16 protein-coding genes are annotated in these 20,882 nt (G+C 70.6%); 4 read left to right on the forward strand and 12 right to left on the reverse strand.

Annotation, left to right across the window (positions count from 1 at the left end; translation table 11 throughout):
• Nucleotides 1-2: 2 nt before the first annotated feature.
• The 4 genes from ACFY12_RS20510 to ACFY12_RS20525 all read right to left on the reverse strand — a co-directional run bounded on the left by ACFY12_RS20510 (nt 3) and on the right by ACFY12_RS20525 (nt 5,578).
• On the reverse strand, nt 3-1,409 hold the full coding sequence (locus ACFY12_RS20510) for an amino acid permease (RefSeq protein ID WP_390717230.1): 1,407 nt from the start codon (nt 1,407-1,409) through the stop codon (nt 3-5).
• Nucleotides 1,410-1,574: 165 nt separating this feature from the next.
• Nucleotides 1,575-2,600 (reverse strand): ornithine carbamoyltransferase, encoded by a 1,026-nt coding sequence (argF, locus tag ACFY12_RS20515; protein ID WP_390717231.1) that lies wholly within the window; start codon nt 2,598-2,600, stop codon nt 1,575-1,577.
• Between the two features lie 114 nt (nt 2,601-2,714).
• On the reverse strand, nt 2,715-3,950 hold the full coding sequence (locus ACFY12_RS20520) for an arginine deiminase (RefSeq protein WP_390717232.1): 1,236 nt from the start codon (nt 3,948-3,950) through the stop codon (nt 2,715-2,717).
• Nucleotides 3,951-4,099: 149 nt separating this feature from the next.
• Complete coding sequence (locus tag ACFY12_RS20525) at nt 4,100-5,578, reverse strand: MFS transporter (RefSeq protein ID WP_390717233.1); 1,479 nt, start codon at nt 5,576-5,578, stop codon at nt 4,100-4,102.
• Between the two features lie 95 nt (nt 5,579-5,673).
• On the opposite strand from ACFY12_RS20525, the gene ACFY12_RS20530 reads away from it, so the two are divergent.
• Nucleotides 5,674-6,639: a helix-turn-helix domain-containing protein gene (locus ACFY12_RS20530; protein ID WP_390717234.1), complete on the forward strand. Its 966-nt coding sequence runs from the start codon at nt 5,674-5,676 to the stop codon at nt 6,637-6,639.
• A gap of 65 nt (nt 6,640-6,704) precedes the next feature.
• Here ACFY12_RS20530 and ACFY12_RS20535 read toward each other — a convergent pair whose 3' ends face one another.
• The 6 genes from ACFY12_RS20535 to ACFY12_RS20560 form a co-directional block, all read right to left on the reverse strand.
• Nucleotides 6,705-9,500, reverse strand: a complete 2,796-nt coding sequence (locus ACFY12_RS20535) for a polynucleotide kinase-phosphatase (RefSeq protein WP_390717235.1) — start codon at nt 9,498-9,500, stop codon at nt 6,705-6,707.
• Nucleotides 9,497-11,131, reverse strand: coding sequence for a 3' terminal RNA ribose 2'-O-methyltransferase Hen1 (locus tag ACFY12_RS20540; RefSeq protein ID WP_390717236.1), 1,635 nt, complete (start codon nt 11,129-11,131; stop codon nt 9,497-9,499). The genes ACFY12_RS20535 and ACFY12_RS20540 overlap by 4 nt, the downstream gene beginning before the upstream one ends.
• A gap of 376 nt (nt 11,132-11,507) precedes the next feature.
• Complete coding sequence (locus ACFY12_RS20545) at nt 11,508-11,963, reverse strand: DUF6099 family protein (RefSeq protein ID WP_390717237.1); 456 nt, start codon at nt 11,961-11,963, stop codon at nt 11,508-11,510.
• A 394-nt stretch (nt 11,964-12,357) separates the two neighbouring features.
• Nucleotides 12,358-12,741, reverse strand: a complete 384-nt coding sequence (locus ACFY12_RS20550; protein ID WP_390717238.1) for a nucleotide pyrophosphohydrolase — start codon at nt 12,739-12,741, stop codon at nt 12,358-12,360.
• Nucleotides 12,738-14,144, reverse strand: a complete 1,407-nt coding sequence (locus ACFY12_RS20555; protein WP_390717239.1) for a biotin transporter BioY — start codon at nt 14,142-14,144, stop codon at nt 12,738-12,740. The genes ACFY12_RS20550 and ACFY12_RS20555 overlap by 4 nt, the downstream gene beginning before the upstream one ends.
• An 84-nt stretch (nt 14,145-14,228) precedes the next feature.
• Nucleotides 14,229-14,624, reverse strand: a complete 396-nt coding sequence (locus ACFY12_RS20560) for a cell division protein SepF (protein ID WP_390717240.1) — start codon at nt 14,622-14,624, stop codon at nt 14,229-14,231.
• Between the two features lie 221 nt (nt 14,625-14,845).
• Here ACFY12_RS20560 and corA point away from each other — a divergent pair, with 221 nt between their 5' ends.
• The gene (corA, locus tag ACFY12_RS20565) at nt 14,846-16,021 is read left to right on the forward strand and encodes a magnesium/cobalt transporter CorA (RefSeq protein WP_390717241.1); all 1,176 of its coding nucleotides are present in this window, start codon (nt 14,846-14,848) and stop codon (nt 16,019-16,021) included.
• A gap of 74 nt (nt 16,022-16,095) precedes the next feature.
• Here the strand turns inward: corA and ACFY12_RS20570 are convergent, their stop codons facing one another.
• On the reverse strand, nt 16,096-17,358 hold the full coding sequence (locus ACFY12_RS20570) for an MFS transporter (RefSeq protein ID WP_390717242.1): 1,263 nt from the start codon (nt 17,356-17,358) through the stop codon (nt 16,096-16,098).
• A 367-nt stretch (nt 17,359-17,725) separates the two neighbouring features.
• Here ACFY12_RS20570 and ACFY12_RS20575 point away from each other — a divergent pair, with 367 nt between their 5' ends.
• Both ACFY12_RS20575 and ACFY12_RS20580 read left to right on the forward strand, forming a co-directional pair.
• On the forward strand, nt 17,726-18,934 hold the full coding sequence (locus ACFY12_RS20575; protein ID WP_390717342.1) for a cytochrome P450: 1,209 nt from the start codon (nt 17,726-17,728) through the stop codon (nt 18,932-18,934).
• Nucleotides 18,935-19,224: 290 nt separating this feature from the next.
• A complete protein-coding gene (locus ACFY12_RS20580) occupies nt 19,225-20,289 on the forward strand; it encodes a type III polyketide synthase (protein ID WP_390717243.1) in 1,065 nt (354 codons plus the stop codon).
• A 144-nt stretch (nt 20,290-20,433) separates the two neighbouring features.
• Here ACFY12_RS20580 and ACFY12_RS20585 read toward each other — a convergent pair whose 3' ends face one another.
• On the reverse strand, nt 20,434-20,880 hold the full coding sequence (locus tag ACFY12_RS20585; RefSeq protein WP_390717244.1) for a nuclear transport factor 2 family protein: 447 nt from the start codon (nt 20,878-20,880) through the stop codon (nt 20,434-20,436).
• Nucleotides 20,881-20,882 lie beyond the last annotated feature (2 nt).

Below are 20,882 nucleotides of genomic sequence, written 5' to 3' on the forward strand. Positions count from 1 at the left end.
GGTCAGGCAAGCGCCGAGCGACGGCGTCCGTAGAGGGCGTACACAGCCGCACCCGCCGCCAGGAAGCCCGCGAACTGCAGCCAGGTCACCGGGCCGGTGCCGTACATCAGATAGCCGCAGAAGGCTATGCCGAGCAGCGGGCTGAGCGGGAAGAGCGGGACGCGGAAGCGGCGCGGGAGGTCGGGGCGGGTGCGGCGGAGCACCAGCACGCTGACATTGACCACCGCCATGACCGCCAGCGTTCCGATGGTGGTCAGGTTCATCACCACGTCCAACGGGACGACCGCGGCCGGGACCGCGAAGACGGCCGCGACGATCCAGGTGTTGGCGACCGGAGTGGACGTACGAGGCGAGACGCGCTCGAAGACCCGCGGAACCAGCCCGTCCCGCGACATCGACATCAGGATCCGGGTCTGGCCGTACATGACCGCGAGGACGACCGAGGCGATGGCGATGACCGCGCCGAAGGCGATCACCCCGCCGCCGAACGTCGAGTCGGTGACGCGGTTGACGATCAGCGACAGCGCGGCGGGCTGCCCGGCGACCTGGTCCGAGGAGAGCGCGCCGATGGCGGCCAGCGCGACCAGGCAGTACAGGACGGTGACCACACCGATGCACACCATGATCGCCACCGGGATGTTCCGCCGGGGGTTCTTCACCTCTTCACCGGCCGTGGTGATCGCGTCGAAGCCGATGTACGAGAAGAAGGCGACCGAGGCACCGGAGGTGATTCCGGCGACGCTCTGCGGCGCGAACGGCGAGAGGTTTCCGGCCCGGAAGGCGCTGAAGCCGATGACGCAGAACAGCACCAGGACCGCGAGCTTGAGCACGGCCATCGCGGCGGTCGCCCGGGCGCTCTCCCGCACGCCGCGGACCAGCAGCAGCGTGGCGAGGAGGATCACGACCACGGCCGGGAGGTTGACGATGCCGCCCTCGCCGGGCGGGTTGGCGAGCGCGGCGGGCAGCTGCCAGCCGGTCAGGTTGCCCAGCAGCTCGTTGAGGTACTGGCCCCAGCCGACGGCGACCGCCGACACCGAGACGCCGTATTCGAGCAGCAGGCACCAGCCGACGAGAAAGGCGGCGCGCTCGCCGAGGGTGGCGTACGCGTAGGAGTACGAGCTGCCGGAGACCGGAATCGCGCCGCCCAGCTCGGCGAAGGAGAAGGCGGTGAAGACGCAGGTGACGGCCGCCAGGACGAACGAGACGACCACGGCGGGGCCGGCCGCGGCGACAGTGTCGGACAGACCGACGAAGATGCCGGTGCCGACGATGGCGCCGACGCCGAAGCACACGAGCTGGAAGAGCCCCATGCTGCGCTTGAGGACGTGGCCTTCGAGGTCCGCGCCCGATTCGGCGATGAGCAGGTCGGGGGACTTGATGCGCAGACCGGACGGACCTGAGGGGGGCATGGGGGTGGTTCTCTCTCTGGTGGTGCGGTGCGCGCGGCGGGGGTGGGCCGCGCGCGGAGCGGGGTCCGGACCGGGTGGGGTCCGGACCCCGCGAGCAGCTCGATGGTAGCCGCTACCACTGCATGATCGCCCGCCTCGCCGTATGACTATGCAGTGTGATGTTCCCTACTGCGCCACTTCGCCGGGCCGCCTGCCGGCGAGGGTGGCGACCAGTACCGCCTTGATCGTGTGCATCCGGTTCTCCGCCTCGTCGAAGACCACCGAGTGCGCGGACTCGAAGACCTCGTCGGTGACCTCCAGCTCGGTCAGTCCGTGCCGCTCATGGATCTCCCGGCCGACGTCCGTGCCCAGGTCGTGGAAGGCCGGCAGGCAGTGCAGGAACTTCACGTCCGGCTTGCCGGTGGCACGCAGCACGTCCATCGTCACCGCGTACGGGCCGAGCAGCGCGATCCGCTCGTCCCACACCTCCTTGGGCTCGCCCATCGACACCCAGACATCAGTGGCGACGAAATCCGCCCCGCGCACGCCCTCCGGGACGTCCTCGGTGAGGGTGATGCGGGCGCCGGAGGACTTGGCCAGCTCGCGCGCCACGGCGACGATCGTCTCGTCCGGCCACAGCAGCCGGGGGGCCACGATCCGCACGTCCATGCCGAGCAGGGCGCCGGTGACCAGGTAGGAATTGCCCATGTTGTAACGGGCGTCGCCCAGGTACGCGTAGGCGATCCGGTCCAGCGGCCCGTCGCTGTGCTCGGCCATGGTGAGCACGTCGGCGAGCATCTGGGTGGGGTGCCACTCGTCGGTGAGGCCGTTGTAGACCGGGACGCCGGCGTGCGCGGCCAGCTCCTCCACGACGCCCTGGCCGTGGCCCCGATACTCGATCGCGTCGAACATCCGGCCGAGGACGCGCGCGGTGTCCTTGACCGACTCCTTGTGCCCGATCTGCGAGCCGGACGGGTCGAGGTAGGTGGTCGAGGCGCCCTGGTCGGCGGCCGCGACCTCGAAGGCGCAGCGGGTTCTGGTCGAGGTCTTCTCGAAGATCAGGGCGATGTTCCGGCCCCGCAGGCGGGGGATCTCGGTGCCGGCGCGCTTTGCCGCTTTCAGCTCGGCCGCCAGGTCGATCAGTCGGCGGAACTCCTCGGCACTGAAGTCCAGCTCCTTGAGGAAGTGGCGGCCGGTGAGGTCTATCGCCATGGGTGGGCTCCTGATTCGCGACGGTCGGGACGGACGTACAGCTGGAATTCTATACGAGCATTAGCATCCCTATGCGAAGCGAAGCCCTGGGCGCTCGTCCTCCCGCAGCATGCCTCAGGTTGCCCCGGGCACCGCGTCCCGTGCCACCGGGCAGCTCATACAGCGCGGCCCGCCGCGTCCGCGTCCCAGCTCGCTCCCCGGGATCGTGATCACCTCGATGCCGCGCTTGCGCAGGAAGGTGTTTGTGGTGACGTTCCGCTCGTACGCCACCACCACACCCGGCTCCACGGCCAGCACATTGCACCCGTCGTCCCACTGCTCCCGTTCGGCGGAGTGCACGTCCTGGGTCGCGGTCAGCACCCGGATGTCGGTCAGTCCCAGCGAGGCCGCTATGGCGCGGTGCATATGCTCCGGTGGATGGTCGGTGACCTTGAGGTCGTGGTCGCCCGCGCCCGGCTCGATGGTGTACGAGCGGAGCATGCCGAGCCCCTCGTACTGGGTGAAGGTGTCCCCGTCGATCATGGTCATCACGGTGTCCAGGTGCATGAACGCCCGCCGCTTGGGCATGTCGAGCGCCACGATCGTCCGCGCCGAACCGGCCGCGAACAGCCCGCGCGCCAGCAGCTCGACGGCCTGCGGCGTGGTCCGCTCGCTCATCCCGATCAGCACCGCGCCGCTGCCCAGCACCAGGACATCGCCGCCCTCGATCGTCGAGGGGAAGTCCGCCTGCCCGTCCGACCAGACGTGGAAATCCGCACCGCGGAAGAGCGGGTGGTAGTGGTAGATCGCCTCGTAGTGCACGGTCTCGCGCTGCCGGGCCGGCCAGCGCATCGAGTTGATCGACACCCCGTCGTAGATCCATGCGGAGGTGTCGCGGGTGAAGAGGTGATTGGGCAGCGGGCCCAGCAGGAAGTCGTCCAGGTCCATCACATGGAAGCGGACCGAGGTCGGCTCCGGGTGGCGTTCCAGGAACTCGCGCTTGGTCATGCCGCCGACCAGCGCCTCGACGAGTTCCGGCACCGGCAGCTCGTCGAAGGCCGCCCGCAGATGGTCGGTGGCCAGCGGGCCGTACTCCTTCTCGTCGAAGACCCGGTCCAGAACCAGCTGCCGTGCCTCGGGGATCCGCAGGCTCTCGGCCAGCAGATCCCCGAAGAGGTGCACCTCCACCCCCCGGTCCCGCAGCACGTCCGCGAAACCGTCGTGCTCGGCCCGCGCCCGGCGCACCCACAGCACATCGTCGAAGAGCAAGGCGTCCTTGTTCGACGGCGTGAGCCGCTTCAGCTCCAGATCGGGGCGGTGCAGGATGACCCGGCGCAGCCGCCCGGCCTCTGAGTCGACATGGAATCCCATCTGCCTATCTTGGCCGTTTCCCGGGCCAGGCGGAGGGAGTCCCGGGGATGTCGGCGCATGGGTCGCGGTGAGCGGGCGGAGGGGCCCGTTCCCGGCCCGTGCGGGAGAGGGGCGGGGTCGTTCACACCCGTACCGGAGCGCGGGAGCGGTCAGTCCCCCGTCGTACGGTCGCCCGTCGGCCGGGGGCGCAGGGCCCGCGCCGCGGCCACCGCACCCGCCCCGGTCACCGCCGCGATGGCCCAGCCGCCGCGCAACTCCGCCATACCCGGCGCCTGTTGATCCCCCACGACGGCGATCAGCACGGCCACCCCGAGCGCCGTCCCGACCTGCCGCGAGACCATCAGGACACCGGAGCCCAGGGACAGCCGGCGGGCGGGCAGCAGACCGGCGGCCGCGAACATCACCGGCTGGTACAGGCCGGTGCCGAGGCCGGCGAGGACCAGACCGGGCAGGAAGCGCACCGCGTAATGCGGGCCCACACCGTCCGCATCGGCGAGCAGCAGCCACCACAGGGCGGCCGCCACGAAGCAGAGCGCGCCGATGACGCCGGTGCCCCGCTCACCGACTGCCCGGACGATCCGGCCGGAGAGCGCGGAGACCACCAGCACCGTGAGCGGCCAGGGCGCCAGCGCCAGCCCGGCCGTCCGGACCGAGTAGTGCCAGACCTCGGTGAACAGGAGGGTGCCGCTGAGCATCATGGCCCCGTACGCCACGAAGTAGCCGATCAGGCCGAGCGTGGCGGCCGCGAACCCGGGCGTCCGGAAGAGCTCCGGATCGATGACCGGCTTGGGGGCGCGGCGTACATGACGCACCCCCAGCACGCCGGCGAGCAGTCCGGTGGCGAGCACGGCGAGCGTGGCGGGTCCGGCCCAGCCCCACTCGGGGGCCTGGACACACGCGGTCACCAGCGCGCCGACGCACACCAGCACCAGTGCCGTCCCCGGCAGGTCGAGGGGCTGCCGTTCACCGCGTTCCGAACGGGGCAGCAGCCGTACGCCCGCGCCGACCGCGAGCAGCACCACCGGCACATTGATCAGGAAGATCAGCCGCCAGTCGGCGGCGGCCAGCAGTCCGCCCAGCACCGGGCCGGAGCCCGCCGCGACGGCACTGACCGCGGTCCAGGCGCCGACCGCGGTCGCCCGCTCCCGCGACGGGAAGGCAGGCAGGGCGAGGGAGAGCGAGGTGGGGATCAGAACCGCGGCCGCCGCGCCCTGCACCACGCGGGCCGCGACGAGGAGCGGGAGGGTGGGCGCCGCGCCGCAGGCCGCGGAGGCCAGGCCGAACAGCACCATGCCGAGCAGGAAGCAGCGCCGCCGCCCGGCCTCGTCGGCGATCCGGCCGGCCGGTACCAGCAACGCGGCGAGTACGACGGTGTAGCCGTTGAGTACCCAGGACAGCGCGGAGGTGGGCGCCGGCGCGAAGTCCCGGCCGATCGCCGGGAACGCGATGGTGACGGCGAGCAGGTCGAGGACGGCCAGGAACTGGGCCGCGGAGGCGATCGCCAGGACGAGCCAGCGGCGGGGGTCGGGGGCGGGTTCCGCCGCGCCCTGCGGCTCGGCATGTCCGCCCGGGTCAGGGGCGGTCGCGGAGGTGCCCGTCGGCCGGTTTTCGGAGACTGGAGTGGTCATGTCGGTCAAGCATGGGCGGCCGGTCCAGCCGCGACGAGTGGCAGTCCTGACACCTCCCGCTACATTCCTGCCACTCGTCCTGGCATACTCGCCGCATGCCTTCCCTCGCGGTCGTCGTCACGGACGGCATACCGTTCTTCGAACTCGCCATCCCCTGCCATGTCTTCGGCTTCGACCGGATCCAGACACCCCCTGACTGGTACGACCTGCGGGTCTGCGCGATCGGTACGGACAGCACCGAACCGGCCCGCACCGGCCCCTGGTTCCACACCCATACCCCGTACGGGGCCGAGGAGTTGGTGACCTCCGACACCGTTCTGGTGCCGGGGTCGGCGGATGTGCACGGCGATCCGCCGGACGAACTCGTCGCGGCGTTGCTCGCGGCGCACCGCCGCGGCGCACGGCTGGTCTCCCTGTGTTCCGGCGCCTTCACCCTCGCCGCGACCGGGCTCCTCGACGGCCGGACGGCCGCCACGCACTGGATGTACGCGGCGCTGCTCGCCGAGCGGTACCCGGCCATCACCGTCGACCCGTCGGTGCTCTACATCGACCACGGCGATGTGCTCACCGGTGCGGGATCGACGGCCGGCATCGATGTCTGTCTGCACCTGGTACGCGAGGACTTCGGCGCCGAGACCGCCAACTCGCTGGCCCGTCAGCTGGTCGCCCCGGCCCACCGCCCCGGAGGGCAGGCGCAGTACATCGAGACGCCGCTGCCCGAACGCCGCGACGACTCGCTGGCGCCCGTCCTGCAGTGGGCCGCCGAACGCCTGCACCGGCCGCTGACCGTGGCCGACCTCGCGCGTCAGGCGCACACCAGCCCCCGCACCCTGGTCCGGCGCTTCCATGCCGCCACGGGCACCACACCCCTGCGGTGGCTCCAGGCTCAGCGGATCGCCCGGGCACGGGAGTTGCTCGAGAGCACCGACCTGCCCGTGGACCGGGTGGCGGAGCTCGCCGGCCTCGGAGCGGCGGCCAACCTGCGTCGGCACTTCACCCGGGTGCTGGGCGTCCCGCCGGTCGACTACCGGCGGTCGTACCGGGCCGCGCGGGTGGGGTGAGCGAGCACCGGGAAGCGGGGCCGTCGCCCCCGGGGGGAGAGAGACGGTCCCTCCCCCGGGACCGGCTACAGGCGGGGGTCCACCGGCTCCGACTCCAGGGCGAGCACCGCGAAGACCGCCTCGTGCACCCGCCACAGCGGTTCGCCGTCCGCCAGCCGGTCGAGTGCCTCCAGGCCGAGCGCGTACTCCCGCAGGGCCAGTGAGCGCTTGTGTCCGAGGTGGCGGACGCGGAGCCGCCTGAGGTTCTCCGGGCGGGTGTACTCCGGCCCGTAGATGATCCGCAGGTACTCCCGGCCGCGGCACTTGACGCCCGGCTGCACCAGTCGCCCGTCGGCCTGGCGGACCAGCGCCTGCACCGGCTTGACGACCATGCCCTCACCGCCGGCCTCGGTCAGCTCCAGCCACCACCGGATGCCGGCCGCGACCGACTGTTCGTCCTCGGTGTCGACGATGATCCGGCGGGTCGTGGCGAGCAGCCCGGGGCCGTCCGGCGTACCGGCCCGGGATATCACCGCGGCCTCGGCCGCGGCCATCCGGTCGATCAGCGCCAGCTGGTCGGTGTGCGGCAGCGCGGCGAGGCTGCGCCCCTGCACCGCGAGGATCTGGAACGGCGCGAGCCGGACGCCGTCCAGCTCCCCGAGGCCGGCGGTCCGCTCGTCCTGTTCCTCGGCCTGCTCCGTCGCGCCGTCCGGTATAGCGCCGTTCGCCGTCGCGCCGTCCGGTGCGGCGCCGTTCACCATCGCGCCGTCCGGCGTGTCCGCCCCGACGCGCCAGCAGTAGCGCCGGTACGCCTCGGTGAACGCCGCGGCGTCCGCCGCCCGGTCGCGCTGCCGGTCGAGCAGCGGCCCCACCTCGACGCCCCGGGCGGCCGCCGCCTCCAGCGCGCCGAGCACGCCGGGGAACGCCGCCCCCGACGCCGCGCCGACGGCCGCGTACTGCTTGCGCAGCAGCCCCGTCGCCTTCAGCGACCACGGCATCAACTCCGCGTCCAGCAGCAGCCAGTCCGTCTCCAGCTCCTCCCAGAGACCGGCCTCCGTAACGCACTCCCGGACGCGTCGCAGGATCCGCTCGGCCGGCTGCGGATCGTCGAAGAACGGCCGTCCGGTGCGGGTGTACAGGGCACCGGACACGCCCTTCGGCACCCCGAACCTCTCGACGGCCGCCGACTCGTCGCGGCACACCAGGGCCACGGCCCGGGACCCCATGTGCTTCTCCTCGCACACGACCTCCCGCACCCCGTCGGCCCGATAGCCGGCGAACGCCTCCGCCGGATGCTCCAAGTAGCCGTCCTCCGCGGAGGTCGCACAAGGGGCCATCGTCGGCGGGAGGTACGGCAGCAGCCGCGGGTCGGTCGCGAAGCGGCTCATCACCTCCAGCGCGGCCGCGGCGTTCTCCTCCCTGACCGCCAGCCGGCCCATGGTGCGGGTCTCCACGACCCGCCGGCCGGCCACGTCCTTCAGGTCGAGCGGCCGGCCGTCCGCACCGCCCGGCGCCTCCGTGCCGAGCGGCTTCGTGGGCTCGTACCAGACGCGCTCCGCCGGTACGTCCACCAGCTCGCGCTCCGGCCAGCGCAGCGCGGTCATCCTGCCGCCGAAGACACAGCCCGTGTCCAGGCAGAGGGTGTTGTTGAGCCAGGTGGCCCGCGGGGTGGGCGTGTGACCGTAGACGACGGCGGCGCGGCCCCGGTAGTCCTCGGCCCAGGGGTAACGCACCGGCAGGCCGAACTCATCGGTCTCGCCGGTCGTGTCGCCGTACAGCGCGAACGACCGCACCCGGCCCGACGTCCGGCCGTGGTACTTCTCCGGCAGCCCCGCGTGGCACACCACCAGCCCGCCGCCGTCCAGGACGTAGTGGCTGACCAGCCCGTGGATGAACTCCTCCGCCTCCGCGCGGAAGTCGGGATCCCGGGCGTTCTCCTTGTCCAGCTGCTCGATGGTCTCGGCGAGCCCATGGGTGGGCTGGACCTTGCGGCCCCTGAGGTGGCGGCCGAGCTTGTTCTCGTGGTTGCCAGGTACGCACAGCGCGTGCCCGGCCTTCACCATGCCCATCACCAGGCGCAGCACTCCGGGGCTGTCCGGCCCGCGGTCGACGAGGTCTCCCACGAAGACCGCGGTACGGCCCTCCGGGTGCACCGCGTCCACGGGCCTGCCGAGCCCGTCGCGCGTCAGCACGTGGCCCAGCCGGCCGAGCAGCGTCTCCAGCTCGGACCGGCAGCCGTGGATGTCACCGATGATGTCGAACGGACCGGTGAGATGGCGCAGGTCGTTGAACCGCCGCTCCGTGACGACCTCGGCCGCCGCCACCTCGTCCTGGCCGCGCAGGATGTGCACCTTGCGGAAGCCCTCGCGCTCCAAGTTCCTCAGGGAACGGCGCAGTTCACGCTGGTGGCGCTGGATGACCCGCCTCGGCAGTCCGGCCCGGTCGGCCCGCGCCGCGTTGCGCTCGGCGCACAGCTGCTCGGGCACGTCCAGCACGATCGCGACCGGGAGGACGTCGTGCTCCCGGGCCAGCCGCACCAGTTGGGCGCGCGCCTCGGACTGCACATTGGTGGCGTCGACGACCGTCAGCCGGCCGGCCGCCAGCCGCTTGCCCGCGATGAAGTGGAGCACGTCGAACGCGTCGCCGCTGGCGCTCTGGTCGTTCTCGTCGTCGCTGACCAGCCCCCGGCAGAAGTCGGAGGAGATGACCTGCGTCGGCTTGAAGTGCCGGGCCGCGAACGTGGACTTGCCGGAGCCGGTGGCCCCGATCAGCACCACGAGCGACAGGTCGGGCACCGCGAGCGTACGCCGTGCCGCCTCCCGCGCGCCGGCGTCCTCCCGCCGGCCGTTGTCCTCGTACTCCGTACGGTCACCGCCCGTCATGCCGCGACCTCCTTCCCGCGTACCGAACCGCTCCGGTCCGAACTGTCCTTGTTCCGCTCACTCTTGCCGTTCCGCTCACCGCTGCCGTTCCGCCCAGCGCTGTCGTTCCGCCCAGCGCTGTCGCTCTGCTCACTGCTGTCGTTCTGCTGACCGCCGGTGTGCCGGGCGCCTCTGCCCGCGCCCTCGCCGTCCTCGCCCGCCCTGCGGAAATGGGCCAGCTGGGTGGGCGGGCCGACCTCGGGATCGTCCGGGCCGACCGGGGCGAAACTCACCTCGTAGCCATGCCGCGCGGCAACCTCCCGCGCCCACTGCCGGAACTCCTCCCGGGTCCACTCGAAGCGATGGTCCGCGTGCCGCGCATGGCCGGCCGGCAGCGATTCCCAGCGCACGTTGTACTCGACGTTGGGCGTCGTCACCACGACGGTCCGTGGTCCGGCCGCCCCGAACACCGCGTACTCCAGCGCCGGCAGCCGCGCCGGGTCGACATGCTCGACGACCTCGCTGAGCACCGCCGCGTCATACCCCTTGAGCCTGCTGTCGGTGTACGCCAGCGACCCCTGTACGAGCCGTACGCGCTCCGACTGCCGCTCGGACATCCGGTCCAGCCGCAGCCGGCGGCGGGCTTCGTGCAGCGCCCGCATCGAGACGTCCACGCCCACGACCTCGGTGAACTGCGTCTCCTTGAGCAACGCACCGACCAACTGCCCCTGCCCGCATCCCAGGTCGAGGACCCGCGCTGCCTTCTCCGCGCGCAGCAGCGCAAGGATCGCCTCCCGCCGCTGTACGGCGAGCGGCACCGGCCGCTCCTCGGTATCCGCCTCCTCGTCCACCGCGTTGTCGATCTCCTCCGCGGCCACATCGTCCGACTCGGCCAGCCGCTCCAGCGCCAGTCGTTCCATGGCCTGACGGGTCAGCGCCCAGCGCCGCGAGAGGTAGCGGCCGACGATCAGCCGCTGCTCCGGGTGGTCCTCCAGCCAGCCCTGCCCGGCCCGCAGCAGCTTGTCGACCTCGTCCGGCGCGACCCAGTAGTGCTTGGCGTCGTCCAGCACCGGCAGCAGCACATACAGATGCCGCAGCGCCTCGGCGAGCGTGCGCTCCCCGTCCAGGACGAGCCGTACGTAGCGGGAGTCGCCCCACTCCGGGAACGTCTCGTCCAGCGGCACCGGCTCGGCCTGCACGGTCCAGCCCAGCGGCTGGAACAGCTTGCGCACCAGTTCCGCACCGCCCCTGGCGGGCAGCACCGGCACCTCGATACGCAACGGCAGCGCCCGCGCCGCCAACTCGGGCCGCGCCTCGCACTGCCCCGTCATCGCCGTCGCGAAGACGCTCCGCAGCGCCACCGCGAGCAGCGAGGACGCCGCATACGGCCGGTCGTTCACATACTGCCCGAGCGCCGAGTCCGGAGCGCCGCCACGGCCCTTCCCCCGGCTCCTGCGGACCAGGGCGATGGGATCGACCTCCAGCAGCAGCGCCGCCGTGCAGCGTTCCGCGTCCGCCTCCGGGTAGAGGACGTGCGCGGTGCCGTGCGCCGTCGAGAACTGCTGCGCCCGGTCGGGATGCTTGTGCAGCAGAAACCCGAGGTCGGTCGCGGGACGGTCGGCGTTGCCGGTGGTGGTTATCGTCAGAAACACATGTCCCAGTATCACCGCAATACGTCATGATCCATACCGGATTTTTCCTCGCCGCTGATGCGCCCGGCCCTGATCCGGATACGTCACTGTCTGGGCGTCGTCGTTACTGTCCGGGCGTCGTCGCTGCTGTCTGGGCGTCGTCGTTCCACGAGGGCAGCGATCGTCGGGCGTATGCGCCACATCGGGGCGGAAGGCGATCGGCTGGGGGCGGGGCGGTGCCGATCTGTTGGGCGTGAGCCTTCCCTGGCCCGCGGGCCGGTGGGAACCACCCGGGGCATCCATCCCGCGCGAACGCGAACGATCTGGCGCCGGCTCCGGCGCGCCGGCCTGGCGCCGGCTTACTGACCCGCTCTGCCCGCCTCATACCGCAACCGCATCAAGCGGGATTCCGGTCTCGCACCTCCAGTTTCTCCAATATCCCGCTCACGCGGTCTCTCGATTCGTCGACCGTGTCCATCGCCTCGACGCAGGTCCAGTACATCCCCTCCTCGTCCACGAGCAGGACCACACCCACCAGCGCCTCGCACACTTCTCGCAGGAGTCGCCGCAGATCCGTCAAAGCCGCCCGGACGTCGCGTACTTCGGTCAGCTGAGCCGCCCGCAGTCCGCCGGTGACCACTGCCGGGCACAGCAGTCCCCCGCTGAACCGCCCGCCCGCGTCACCCAGCCCTCGGGCCCGGGACCGCACTTCGTACGGCCCGAATATCGCGAGATGGCTGCCTATCGCTTCCGCCAAGGCCTGTGCCTGCCATGCCTCGACGATCACATCCTCAACGGTGGTTGCGTCCGCCAGACTGCGTCGGCTCGCCGTGATGATCCGCACCGCGTCCATCCGTGCCCCTCCTTTCTCTCGCCATGCGCATGCACCCCACATCCCTTCCACTACCCAGAGTGAGGTCGAACAGCCAAAAAAGCCAGGGGAATTCGCAAATCTGTGGACAAGCAAGGCGCTGTGGAAAGATCCATGACTCCATAGAGTGACGCATGGCGGGTTAGAGCTCGCCCTGTTCCTCTTGCGTCACAGCAGCCCCATCACTCACACGACGGGCACAGGTCACGGAAAAGACCGGAAAGTCGTGAATCAGTCCCGCCGGCACGACCGAACGGCCCGGGGCCCGGAGAGACCGACCCCGGGCCCGCAGACCACCGACGGGAGTGCGGCTTCAGGACCGAGGTCCCGAACCGGACGCCCCGTCACCCTTCCCGCAAACGGACCGGACGTCCCGTCACCCTCCCACGGCCGGACCGGACGTCCCGCCGTCCTCCCGCGGCCGGTCCGGCGGCGCCTGGCGAACCGCCGGAAAACGTGACTCATTGCGCTCGATCTTCGCGGCGAGCGCCACCAGCGGGTCGATCCCCAGCGCCTCACAGAACTGCAGCAGATACGCCAGCACATCGGCGACCTCGTCCTCCACCCGGCCGGCCGCCCGCGGGTCGGACATCACTCGCGCCGACTCCTCCGGCGTCAACCACTGGAAGATCTCGACGAGTTCCGCGGCCTCGACGCTGAGCGCCGCGGCCAGGTTCTTGGGGGTGTGGTACTGCTGCCAGTCCCGCGCGGCGGCGAACTCGGCCAGCCGTCGCTGCAACGCGTGAAGATCCTTGCTCATGCCCTCAGGTGTAGCACCTGGACCCCCGGCAGTCCCTCGGCGGCCGACGGATCACGTACCGTCCCCAGCACCCTGACATGGCCACGCTCGGCCATCCGTACGGCCAGCGACATCAGCTCACGCGCCTGTCTGCGGTCCATACAGCGGTCCAGCCCGTCCGCCATGACCGTCATCTGCTGCCGGGCCGACGGGATCTCCCCGGCCGGATCCATGGCCAGTACGCCCGGCCCGGTCAGCAGCACCAGCGCCAGTGCCAGGAACCTGAGCTCCCCGTCGCCCAACTGGTCGACCGGCATCTCCCCCAGCTCACCACGGTCGACGACCGCCCGCAGGCCCGCCTCCCCCGCACCCTGCCCGGTCCGGACGCCGGCCGGCCCGGCGCTCCCGCCCGCCACGGACGCCGCTGCCGCCCCTTCTCCGGCGCCCGCCTGCCGAGGCACCGCGCGCAGCCCGTCCACCGGACCCGCGCAGGCCTCCCGTACGGCTGCGACCAGCACCGCATGTCTCCGGGTGCACTCCCGGCTCGTACGCTCCAATACCGCGGGCAGGTTCTCGCAGGACGACCGGAGCCGTCCCTCGTCAGGCTCCGGCGAACCGTCCCGGCCGCCACCGTGACCGCCGGAGCCGCTCCCCTTCCGCGCTCCGGCCACCCGGGCTTCGGCAGCGCCACGATCGGAACCACTACCGCCGCTTCTTCGGCTACCACCGCTTCTTCGGCTCCCTCCGTTTTCCCTGGCTCCCACTCGCTCTTCTCCGGCTCCCGCCCGCTCCTCGGGCCACCGCATCATCTCCGGGCGCGGATCGCAGACGAACGCCGACCGCAGCGCGACCACCACCTGCTCCGCGGCCGCCAGGACCAGCCGCTGCCCTTCCGTCCTGCCCGCGACCCGCAGCGGCAGGAGCGAGGTGCCCAGCCGGTCGTCGGGCAGCGGCGCACGGGTCACCGGGGTCGCGCCCGCGGTGTGCCAGGCCGCCTGTACGGCGCGTCGGGTGGGATCGGTGAGCGCGGTGCTGAGCAGCGTCTCCCCGCCGCCGGTCAGCCGTTCGCCGACGATGCGGAGTTCGGGCTCGGCCTGTACGGCGAGGTCGAGGTCGACCGGGCCGGCCGGACCGTCGACCGTACAGCCGAGGCGGAAGCCGCGCCGGCCCTGGCCATCGGGCCGCGCCCCCGCCGGCACACACGCCGACGGATCGCCGGTCACCTCCCGTACGGCCCGGGCGAGTGACTCCCCGCTGCCGAGCCGGGCAAGGATCTCGTACGCCTGCAACGCACTGGATTTCCCGCTGCCGCTCCCGCCGCTCAGCATCGTCACCGGGCCGAGCGGCAGGGTGACGCGGCGATGGCACTTGAAGGCGGACAGCCGTAATTCGGTGACCGCCGGTCGGACGGTGTCGGTACGCATGCGGGGACGCTATGCAGTACCCCGGCCGGAGAACCGTTACACCCGACGGCTCTTCCTACGAACGGGGGACGCCGCCCCTGCCGTCTACGGGCGATACGCCGCCCCCGCCCCCGCCGCCGCTTCGGCGACCTCGGTGCCCACCGGCGCCAGCAGGAAGACGTTGGTGTCCACGCGGTGCATCCCGCTGCCGAGCCCGAAGACGACACCGCTGGAGAAGTCCAGGATGCGCTTGGCGACATCGGTGTCGGCGCTGCTGAGGTCGAGCAGGACCGGGAGCTGCGCCATCAGGTACTCGGCGACCTCGCGGGCGTCGGCGAAGGTCTGGACGCGGATGACGATGAACCGCCGCTGTTCCTCCGCCGGCTCCTCGTCGGGGAGCGCACGGTGGTCGGACCAGGAAGGCCATTCGCTGTTGCCACGGAGCGGGACGACTTCGGCGAGCCCTTCCCACTGTTCGTCGGTGGCATCGGGGCCGTTCACCGAATCACCTCACCCGGAGGAACGCTGACTATCTGCGGCATCTGCATCGCACAATTCTAGGGATAAACGTACAAACCTCGGTGGACGCGACACAGACCGCACCACGCCCCGTTCCATCCTGCACCATGGCCGCTGACCTGTGCTGACATCCGCAGCAGATATCCTGCGTCGAGATTCTGTGTGCCTGTTCATCCCCTCTCGTGACGGAGGTCGGTTCTGTCGTGAGCGCTGAACCTCCCGGCCGACGGCCACGTCGCCTGCCCGGCCTGCACGGACTCCGCGGTCTGCGCAAACCCGCGAAGAAACGACCCGCCGCCCCTCCGCCCGCCGAGCCCACCGACGAGTCCGGCACCGCACCGCCGCCGGCCGAGAACACCAGCAGCGTCATCAGCGCCGCCCTGTACCGCGACGGGCACCGCTTCAGCACCCACGACACCCTCGCCGACGCCTTCCGGGAGCAGCGCGCCACGGCGAACACGCTGGCCTGGATCGGCCTGCACCGCCCCACACCGTCCGAACTGGTCGCCCTGGCCGCGGAGTTCGACCTCCACCCGCTCGCCGTGGAGGACGCCCTCGAAGCCCACCAGCGCCCCAAACTGGAGCGCTACGGCGGCACCCTCTTCGTCGTGCTGCGTGCCGCGCGCTATCTGGACGACCGCGAAGAGGTCGACTTCGGCGAACTGCACGTCTTCGTCGGCGGGGACTTCGTCATCACAGTCCGGCACGGCGGTGCCCCCGACCTCTCGGCCGTACGACACCGCATGGAGGACGCCCCCGAGCTCCTCAAACGCGGGCCCGAAGCCGTCCTCTACGCGATCCTCGACGCCGTCGTCGACGGCTACGCACCGGTCGTCGCCGGCGTCCAGAACGACATCGACGAGATCGAGACCGAGGTCTTCGGCGGCGACCCCCGCGTCTCCCGCCGCATCTACGAACTCTCCCGTGAGGTCGTGGAGTTCCAGCGCGCCACCCGCCCCCTGAACCGCATCCTGGAGAGCCTCACCGCGGGCTTCGAGAAGTACGCCATCGACGAGGAGCTCCGCCGCTACCTGCGCGACGTGGCCGACCATGCACTGCACACCACGGACCAGGTGGACGGCTTCCGCCAGGCTCTGCAGGACATCCTCACGGTCAACGCGACCCTGGTGAACCAGCAGCAGAACGCCGAGATGCGCGCCCTGGCGGAGGCCGGCTTCGAACAGAACGAGGAGATCAAAAAGATCTCCAGCTGGGCCGCGATCCTCTTCGCACCGACCCTCGTCGGCACGATCTATGGCATGAACTTCCAGAACATGCCGGAGCTGAGCTGGGGGTTCGGCTACCCGTTCGCCCTCGTCCTCATGGCGATCGTCTGCATCAGCCTGTACATCGTCTTCAAACGCCGCGACTGGCTCTGAATTTCCGGCCGGCTCCGCAGCGCAGATTCCGCTGTTGCGCTGTTCCGCTCCGCTTCTCTCTGGCGCCTGGCCCGTCACTCGACCGGATTCTGTTGTTCAGCCGACCGCTCCACCGACTGTTCAACCGGCTGTTCAACCGGCCTTTCAGGCTGCGTGTGCTGTCGCGTTCCGGTAAGTCGCAGTTCGCCGAGTGCGCCGGCCGCGGTGAGCAGAAGGGTCAGGAGCACCCCGGTGAGGATCGCGGTGCTGGGCGAGGCCATGGCCTGTACCGCGCCGGAGAGGGAGGCGCTGGCCGCGTAGCCGACCCCGACCACCGAGTACATGATCGAGTAGCCGGCGGCCAGGGCGCTCTGCGGCAGCGCCTGCCGGAGCCCCAGCGACCGGGTCACCTGCACGCCGGCCTGCAGCAGACCGGCCATGACGAGGGCCGCCGCGATGCCGCCGAGCGCCGGGACCAGGGCGGCGACGGCCACGCAGGCCGTGACACCCAGCAGCAGGACAAGGCTCTGGGTGCGGATCCGGCCGGGCCAGCTCCGCAGCCCGTACAGCAGCGCCCCGGCCGCCGCCGCCAGCGCGTACCCGGCCAGCAACGGACCCGACCAGCCGACCGCGATGTCCCGCTGTTCCAGCAGCGCGGGCAGGACCAGCTCCGCCAGCGCAACCAGCGACATGGCGGCCGCGCCCGACACATACACCGGCCAGGCGGCCGCGAGCGTACGGATCATCGACACGTCCCCGCGGTCGGACTCGTCCGAGGGCCAGCCGCTCGGCAGGGCCCACAGCCCGGCGACGGACAGCGCCATCAGGGCCGCCGCCAGCAGCAGGGGCGCGTAGGCGGCCACTTCGAACGCGAGACCGCCGGCCGCGGCGGGCGCGGCGGCCCAGACCGCATAGCTCACCATGGCCTCCGCACTCAGCGCCTTGGGGACCAGGCCGGGTTCGACATGCTCGGTCAGCAGGGCCCGCAGTCCTCCCGGGGACGCGGCCGGCGCGGCACCCGCCAGCAGGGCCAGCGCCCCCAGCACCACATCAGGAGCGTCGGGCAGCAGACCGAGGCCGGCGAACGCCACGGCGCCGACCCCGAGTCCGGCGGCCAGGTGGCGCCGCGCCCGCGCGGGCCGCAGCCTCGCCCCGAGCAGTGCCGCGCCGAGCACCTCGCCCACCACGTACACCGCCGCCAGTCCGGCACCCAGTACGTAGCCCCCGGGCCGCTCCCGTACGAGGAGCACCAGGGCCAGCGGCGCCATCGCCACCGGCATACGTGCCGCCACGGCGACGGCTGCCCAGCTGAGCACCGGTCGGGTGAGGAGTGCGCGATAGGTGTGGCTGCCTGTCATCCACGGACCGTATGCCGTGCCGCGAATGGCGGACAAGCCGTTTCCCTGACGTCGGCGTCTTGCCGTCCTTGCCGGCCTTGCCGTCCTTGCCTGCCTTGCCGTCCTTGCCGGCGAAGGGCGACACCTGATTCATCCTTGAAGAGACCGGTTGGCAGGAAGAGGCCGGCTGGTTCATCGATGCGGAGACCGACGGGAATTCGCGGTGGGAAATCGCGGTGGGAAATCGCGGCAGAGAGCTGCGGGGCACGGCACAGCACGGGGCGCCACCCAATTGGCACATTACTCGGACGTCAAGACACGCCCAAATCTCCCTTTACCTGATAATGAGAACGGCGTGATCTTGTCCCTCCGACTACGGGAGATCGTCATGGAACCCGGCTCCAACGTCTGGAACTGCCCGTTCGACTACGCCGAGGCCCTTGAGTTCGATCCGACGCTCAAGCGTCTGCTGACCGAGGAACCCGTCGCCCGCATCAAACTGCCCTACGGGGAGGGCGAAGCCTGGCTGGTCACCCGGTACGAGGATGTACGGACGGTGACGACCGACCGGCGTTTCAGCCGTCACGCCATCGTCGGCAAGGACTTCCCGCGGATGACGCCCGAGCCGATCGTTCAGGACGAGGCGATCAACGTGATGGACCCGCCCGCCAACAGCCGGCTGCGGAGCCTGGTCTCCAAGGCGTTCGCCCCGCGTCAGGTGGAGCGGATGCGGGCCCGCACCCAGCACGTCGTGAACGAACTGCTGGACCGGATGGCCGAACACGGCCCGCCTGCCGACCTGATGGAGAGCCTGGCCTCTCCGCTGCCCCTGACGACGATCTGCGAGGTTCTCGACATCCCCGACGGCGACAGCGCCCAACTGCGCGCGCACGCCCGGACGATGATGAACCTCACCCCCGAAAACCGCGACAATGCCATCCGCGCCAAGGCCGATATGCGCGCCTACTTCGCGGAGCTGACGGCCGAACGGCGCCGGAACCCGGGCGACGACATGATCAGCGCCCTGGCCACGGCCCGTGACGGTGATGAGGTCCTCGACGACAAAGAACTGACCGTCATGGCGATGGTCCTGCTCATCACCGGCCAGGACACCACGACCTACGAGATCGGGAACCTCTCCTACACCCTCCTCACCCGGCCCGCGGAGCTCGCGATGCTGCGCTCCCACCCCGAGAAGCTGCCGCAGGCGCTGGAGGAAATGCTGCGCTTCATTCCCTTCCGCAAGGGCGTCGGCATTCCCCGGGTCGCCCTTGAGGACGTGGAATTGAGTGGGGTGAAGATCCGGTCCGGGGACATTGTCCATGTCTCCTATCTGACGGCAAACCGGGATCCGGCGAAATTCGACCATCCGGATGAACTGGACCTGGAACGCGAAGGCCCCATCAACCACATGACCTTCGGCTGGGGCGGCCACCACTGCCTGGGCGCTCCACTGGCCCTCGTCGAGCTCGAAATCGCGCTGAGCACCCTTCTGGAGCGTTTCCCGGACCTGAAACTGGCGAAACCGGCCGAGGAAGTCCCCTGGAACACCAACGCGATCTGGCGATACCCGCTGGAGCTGCCGGTCTCCTGGTGACATCACACGGTGCCGGAACGCGAATCGGCACCAGAACCGCGGAATCGGCATCAGAACCGCGACGGCATGCGGAACCCACCCGGCTGGCTTACTGTTGGTCGGACGGTGGGTCGGGCAACTGACCCATCAGTTGTCCGCACAACCGACCCACCAGCACGGGGAGAGTTCATTTCTTAGTCGGCTGGCCCGCCCGTATCCCTTCTTCAGAAGCGTCAGCTCCCTTCTCGGGGGCGTCAGCTCCCTTGAGGGGACTTCACCGGGCGGACCACGGACTGCAAGGAGTGGATCCCATGGCGGTTCTGTGTAAACCGGCAATCGAGGTCCCTGAATACGTCATCACCCAGGAAGACACACTCGAACTGGCACGACGTCTGCACAAGGACCATTCGGAACTGAAGCTGGTACTCCGGCTGATCGAGCACACCGGAGTCCTCACCCGACATCTGATCCAGCCGATCGACAAGGTGCTCAAGCACCCGGGGCTGGACGCCCGGACCACGGTCTACGAAGAGGAGTCCAAGGCCCGCGTCCCCTCCGTGGTGCGCCAGGCGCTCGACCAGGCGGAGCTGGAATCCCGGCAGATCGACCTGATCATCTACGTGTCGTGCACCGGATTCCTGATGCCGTCACTGACCGCCTGGTTGATCAACACCCTGGGCTTCCGGGAGGAGACCCGGCAGATCCCGATAGCGCAGCTCGGCTGCGCGGCCGGCGGTGCCGCGATAAACCGGGCGCACGACTTCTGCACGGCCTACCCCGACGCCAATGTGCTCATCGTGGCCTGCGAGTTCTGCTCGCTGTGCTACCAGCCCACCGACCTGGGTGTCGGATCGCTGCTGTCCAACGGCCTGTTCGGGGACGCGGTCGCCTCCGCCGTGGTCCGCGGCAACGGCGGCACCGGTGTCCGGCTGGAGCGCAACGGTTCGTACCTCATCCCGCACACCGAGGACTGGATCTCCTACGCGGTGCGGCCCACCGGCTTCCACTTCCTGCTGGACAAGCGTGTGCCCGGCACCATGGAGCCGCTCGCTCCGGCCCTGCGCGCGGTCGCCGAGGAGCACCACTGGGACGCGGGCAAGCTGGACTTCTACATCGTCCACGCGGGCGGCCCGCGCATCCTGGACGACCTGTGCCGCTTCCTGGAGGTGCCGCACGAGGCCTTCCGCTTCAGCCGGGCCACGCTGACCGAGTACGGCAACATCGCCAGCGCGGTGGTCCTCGACGCCCTGGCCCGCATGTTCGACGAGGCCTCCCCTGAAGAGGGGCACCGCGGCCTGCTGGCCGGCTTCGGGCCGGGCATCACCGCGGAGATGGCCCTGGGCACCTGGACGACGGAGCCCGCGAGCGCGGCGTAGGTGCCACCCACCGCCCGCTGCTTCGGCAGCGGGCCGGCGTGGGGGCGGGCCTGGATCGATACAGCGGCACCGTTCCGGCAGGTTGCGGCGAGCCAGGCGAGCCAGGTGGTTCAAGTCCGGTACCAGAAGGGCTTGAGGACTCGCTCAGTTGTCGACGATGCGGGTGATGGCCTCCAGGCCGCCGAGGGACTCGATGGTCACCAGCGGGTTCCAGAAGTCCTTGAAGCGGCTGACCTTCCCGTCCTTGATCCAGATCAGGGAGACGTAGGTCTGGTTGAACGGTCGGCCGGTGGCCAGAGCCGTTCCCGTACCCGTGAATTCGGCGACGACCAGCTCGGGGTCGGTGGTCTCATGGATGACCACGTCCGAGAACCTCACGTCGAGCTGCTCGGGGAAGTTCTTCATGTGGCTGAGGAGGGCCTCGTGCCCTTTGATCGTCGTGCCCCAGCCGGGCGGCGGGAACGGGAACTCCAGTACGCCGTCCTCGTGGAAGAGGTCGACCCATGCGTCGATGTCACCGGTCTCCAGGAGCTCCAGTAGGCGGGCGAACAGCTCACGGGCCTGGGTCCGTACGGCGGTGGTGTCGGTCATCG

Source organism: Streptomyces sp. NPDC001339 (assembly GCF_042895955.1).
In the GTDB taxonomy this organism is placed as follows: Bacteria; Actinomycetota; Actinomycetes; order Streptomycetales; family Streptomycetaceae; genus Streptomyces.

What these genes read in the sequence shown, in the direction of transcription:
- ACFY12_RS20510 (WP_390717230.1), bottom strand. Translation starts at nt 1,409, where the DNA reads ATGCCCCCCTCAGGTCCGTCCGGTCTGCGCATCAAGTCCCCCGACCTG.
- argF (WP_390717231.1), bottom strand. Translation starts at nt 2,600, where the DNA reads ATGGCGATAGACCTCACCGGCCGCCACTTCCTCAAGGAGCTGGACTTC.
- ACFY12_RS20520 (WP_390717232.1), bottom strand. Translation starts at nt 3,950, where the DNA reads ATGGGATTCCATGTCGACTCAGAGGCCGGGCGGCTGCGCCGGGTCATC.
- ACFY12_RS20525 (WP_390717233.1), bottom strand. Translation starts at nt 5,578, where the DNA reads ATGACCACTCCAGTCTCCGAAAACCGGCCGACGGGCACCTCCGCGACC.
- ACFY12_RS20530 (WP_390717234.1), top strand. Translation starts at nt 5,674, where the DNA reads ATGCCTTCCCTCGCGGTCGTCGTCACGGACGGCATACCGTTCTTCGAA.
- ACFY12_RS20535 (WP_390717235.1), bottom strand. Translation starts at nt 9,500, where the DNA reads ATGACGGGCGGTGACCGTACGGAGTACGAGGACAACGGCCGGCGGGAG.
- ACFY12_RS20545 (WP_390717237.1), bottom strand. Translation starts at nt 11,963, where the DNA reads ATGGACGCGGTGCGGATCATCACGGCGAGCCGACGCAGTCTGGCGGAC.
- ACFY12_RS20550 (WP_390717238.1), bottom strand. Translation starts at nt 12,741, where the DNA reads ATGAGCAAGGATCTTCACGCGTTGCAGCGACGGCTGGCCGAGTTCGCC.
- ACFY12_RS20555 (WP_390717239.1), bottom strand. Translation starts at nt 14,144, where the DNA reads ATGCGTACCGACACCGTCCGACCGGCGGTCACCGAATTACGGCTGTCC.
- ACFY12_RS20570 (WP_390717242.1), bottom strand. Translation starts at nt 17,358, where the DNA reads ATGACAGGCAGCCACACCTATCGCGCACTCCTCACCCGACCGGTGCTC.
- ACFY12_RS20575 (WP_390717342.1), top strand. Translation starts at nt 17,726, where the DNA reads ATGGAACCCGGCTCCAACGTCTGGAACTGCCCGTTCGACTACGCCGAG.
- ACFY12_RS20580 (WP_390717243.1), top strand. Translation starts at nt 19,225, where the DNA reads ATGGCGGTTCTGTGTAAACCGGCAATCGAGGTCCCTGAATACGTCATC.
- ACFY12_RS20585 (WP_390717244.1), bottom strand. Translation starts at nt 20,880, where the DNA reads ATGACCGACACCACCGCCGTACGGACCCAGGCCCGTGAGCTGTTCGCC.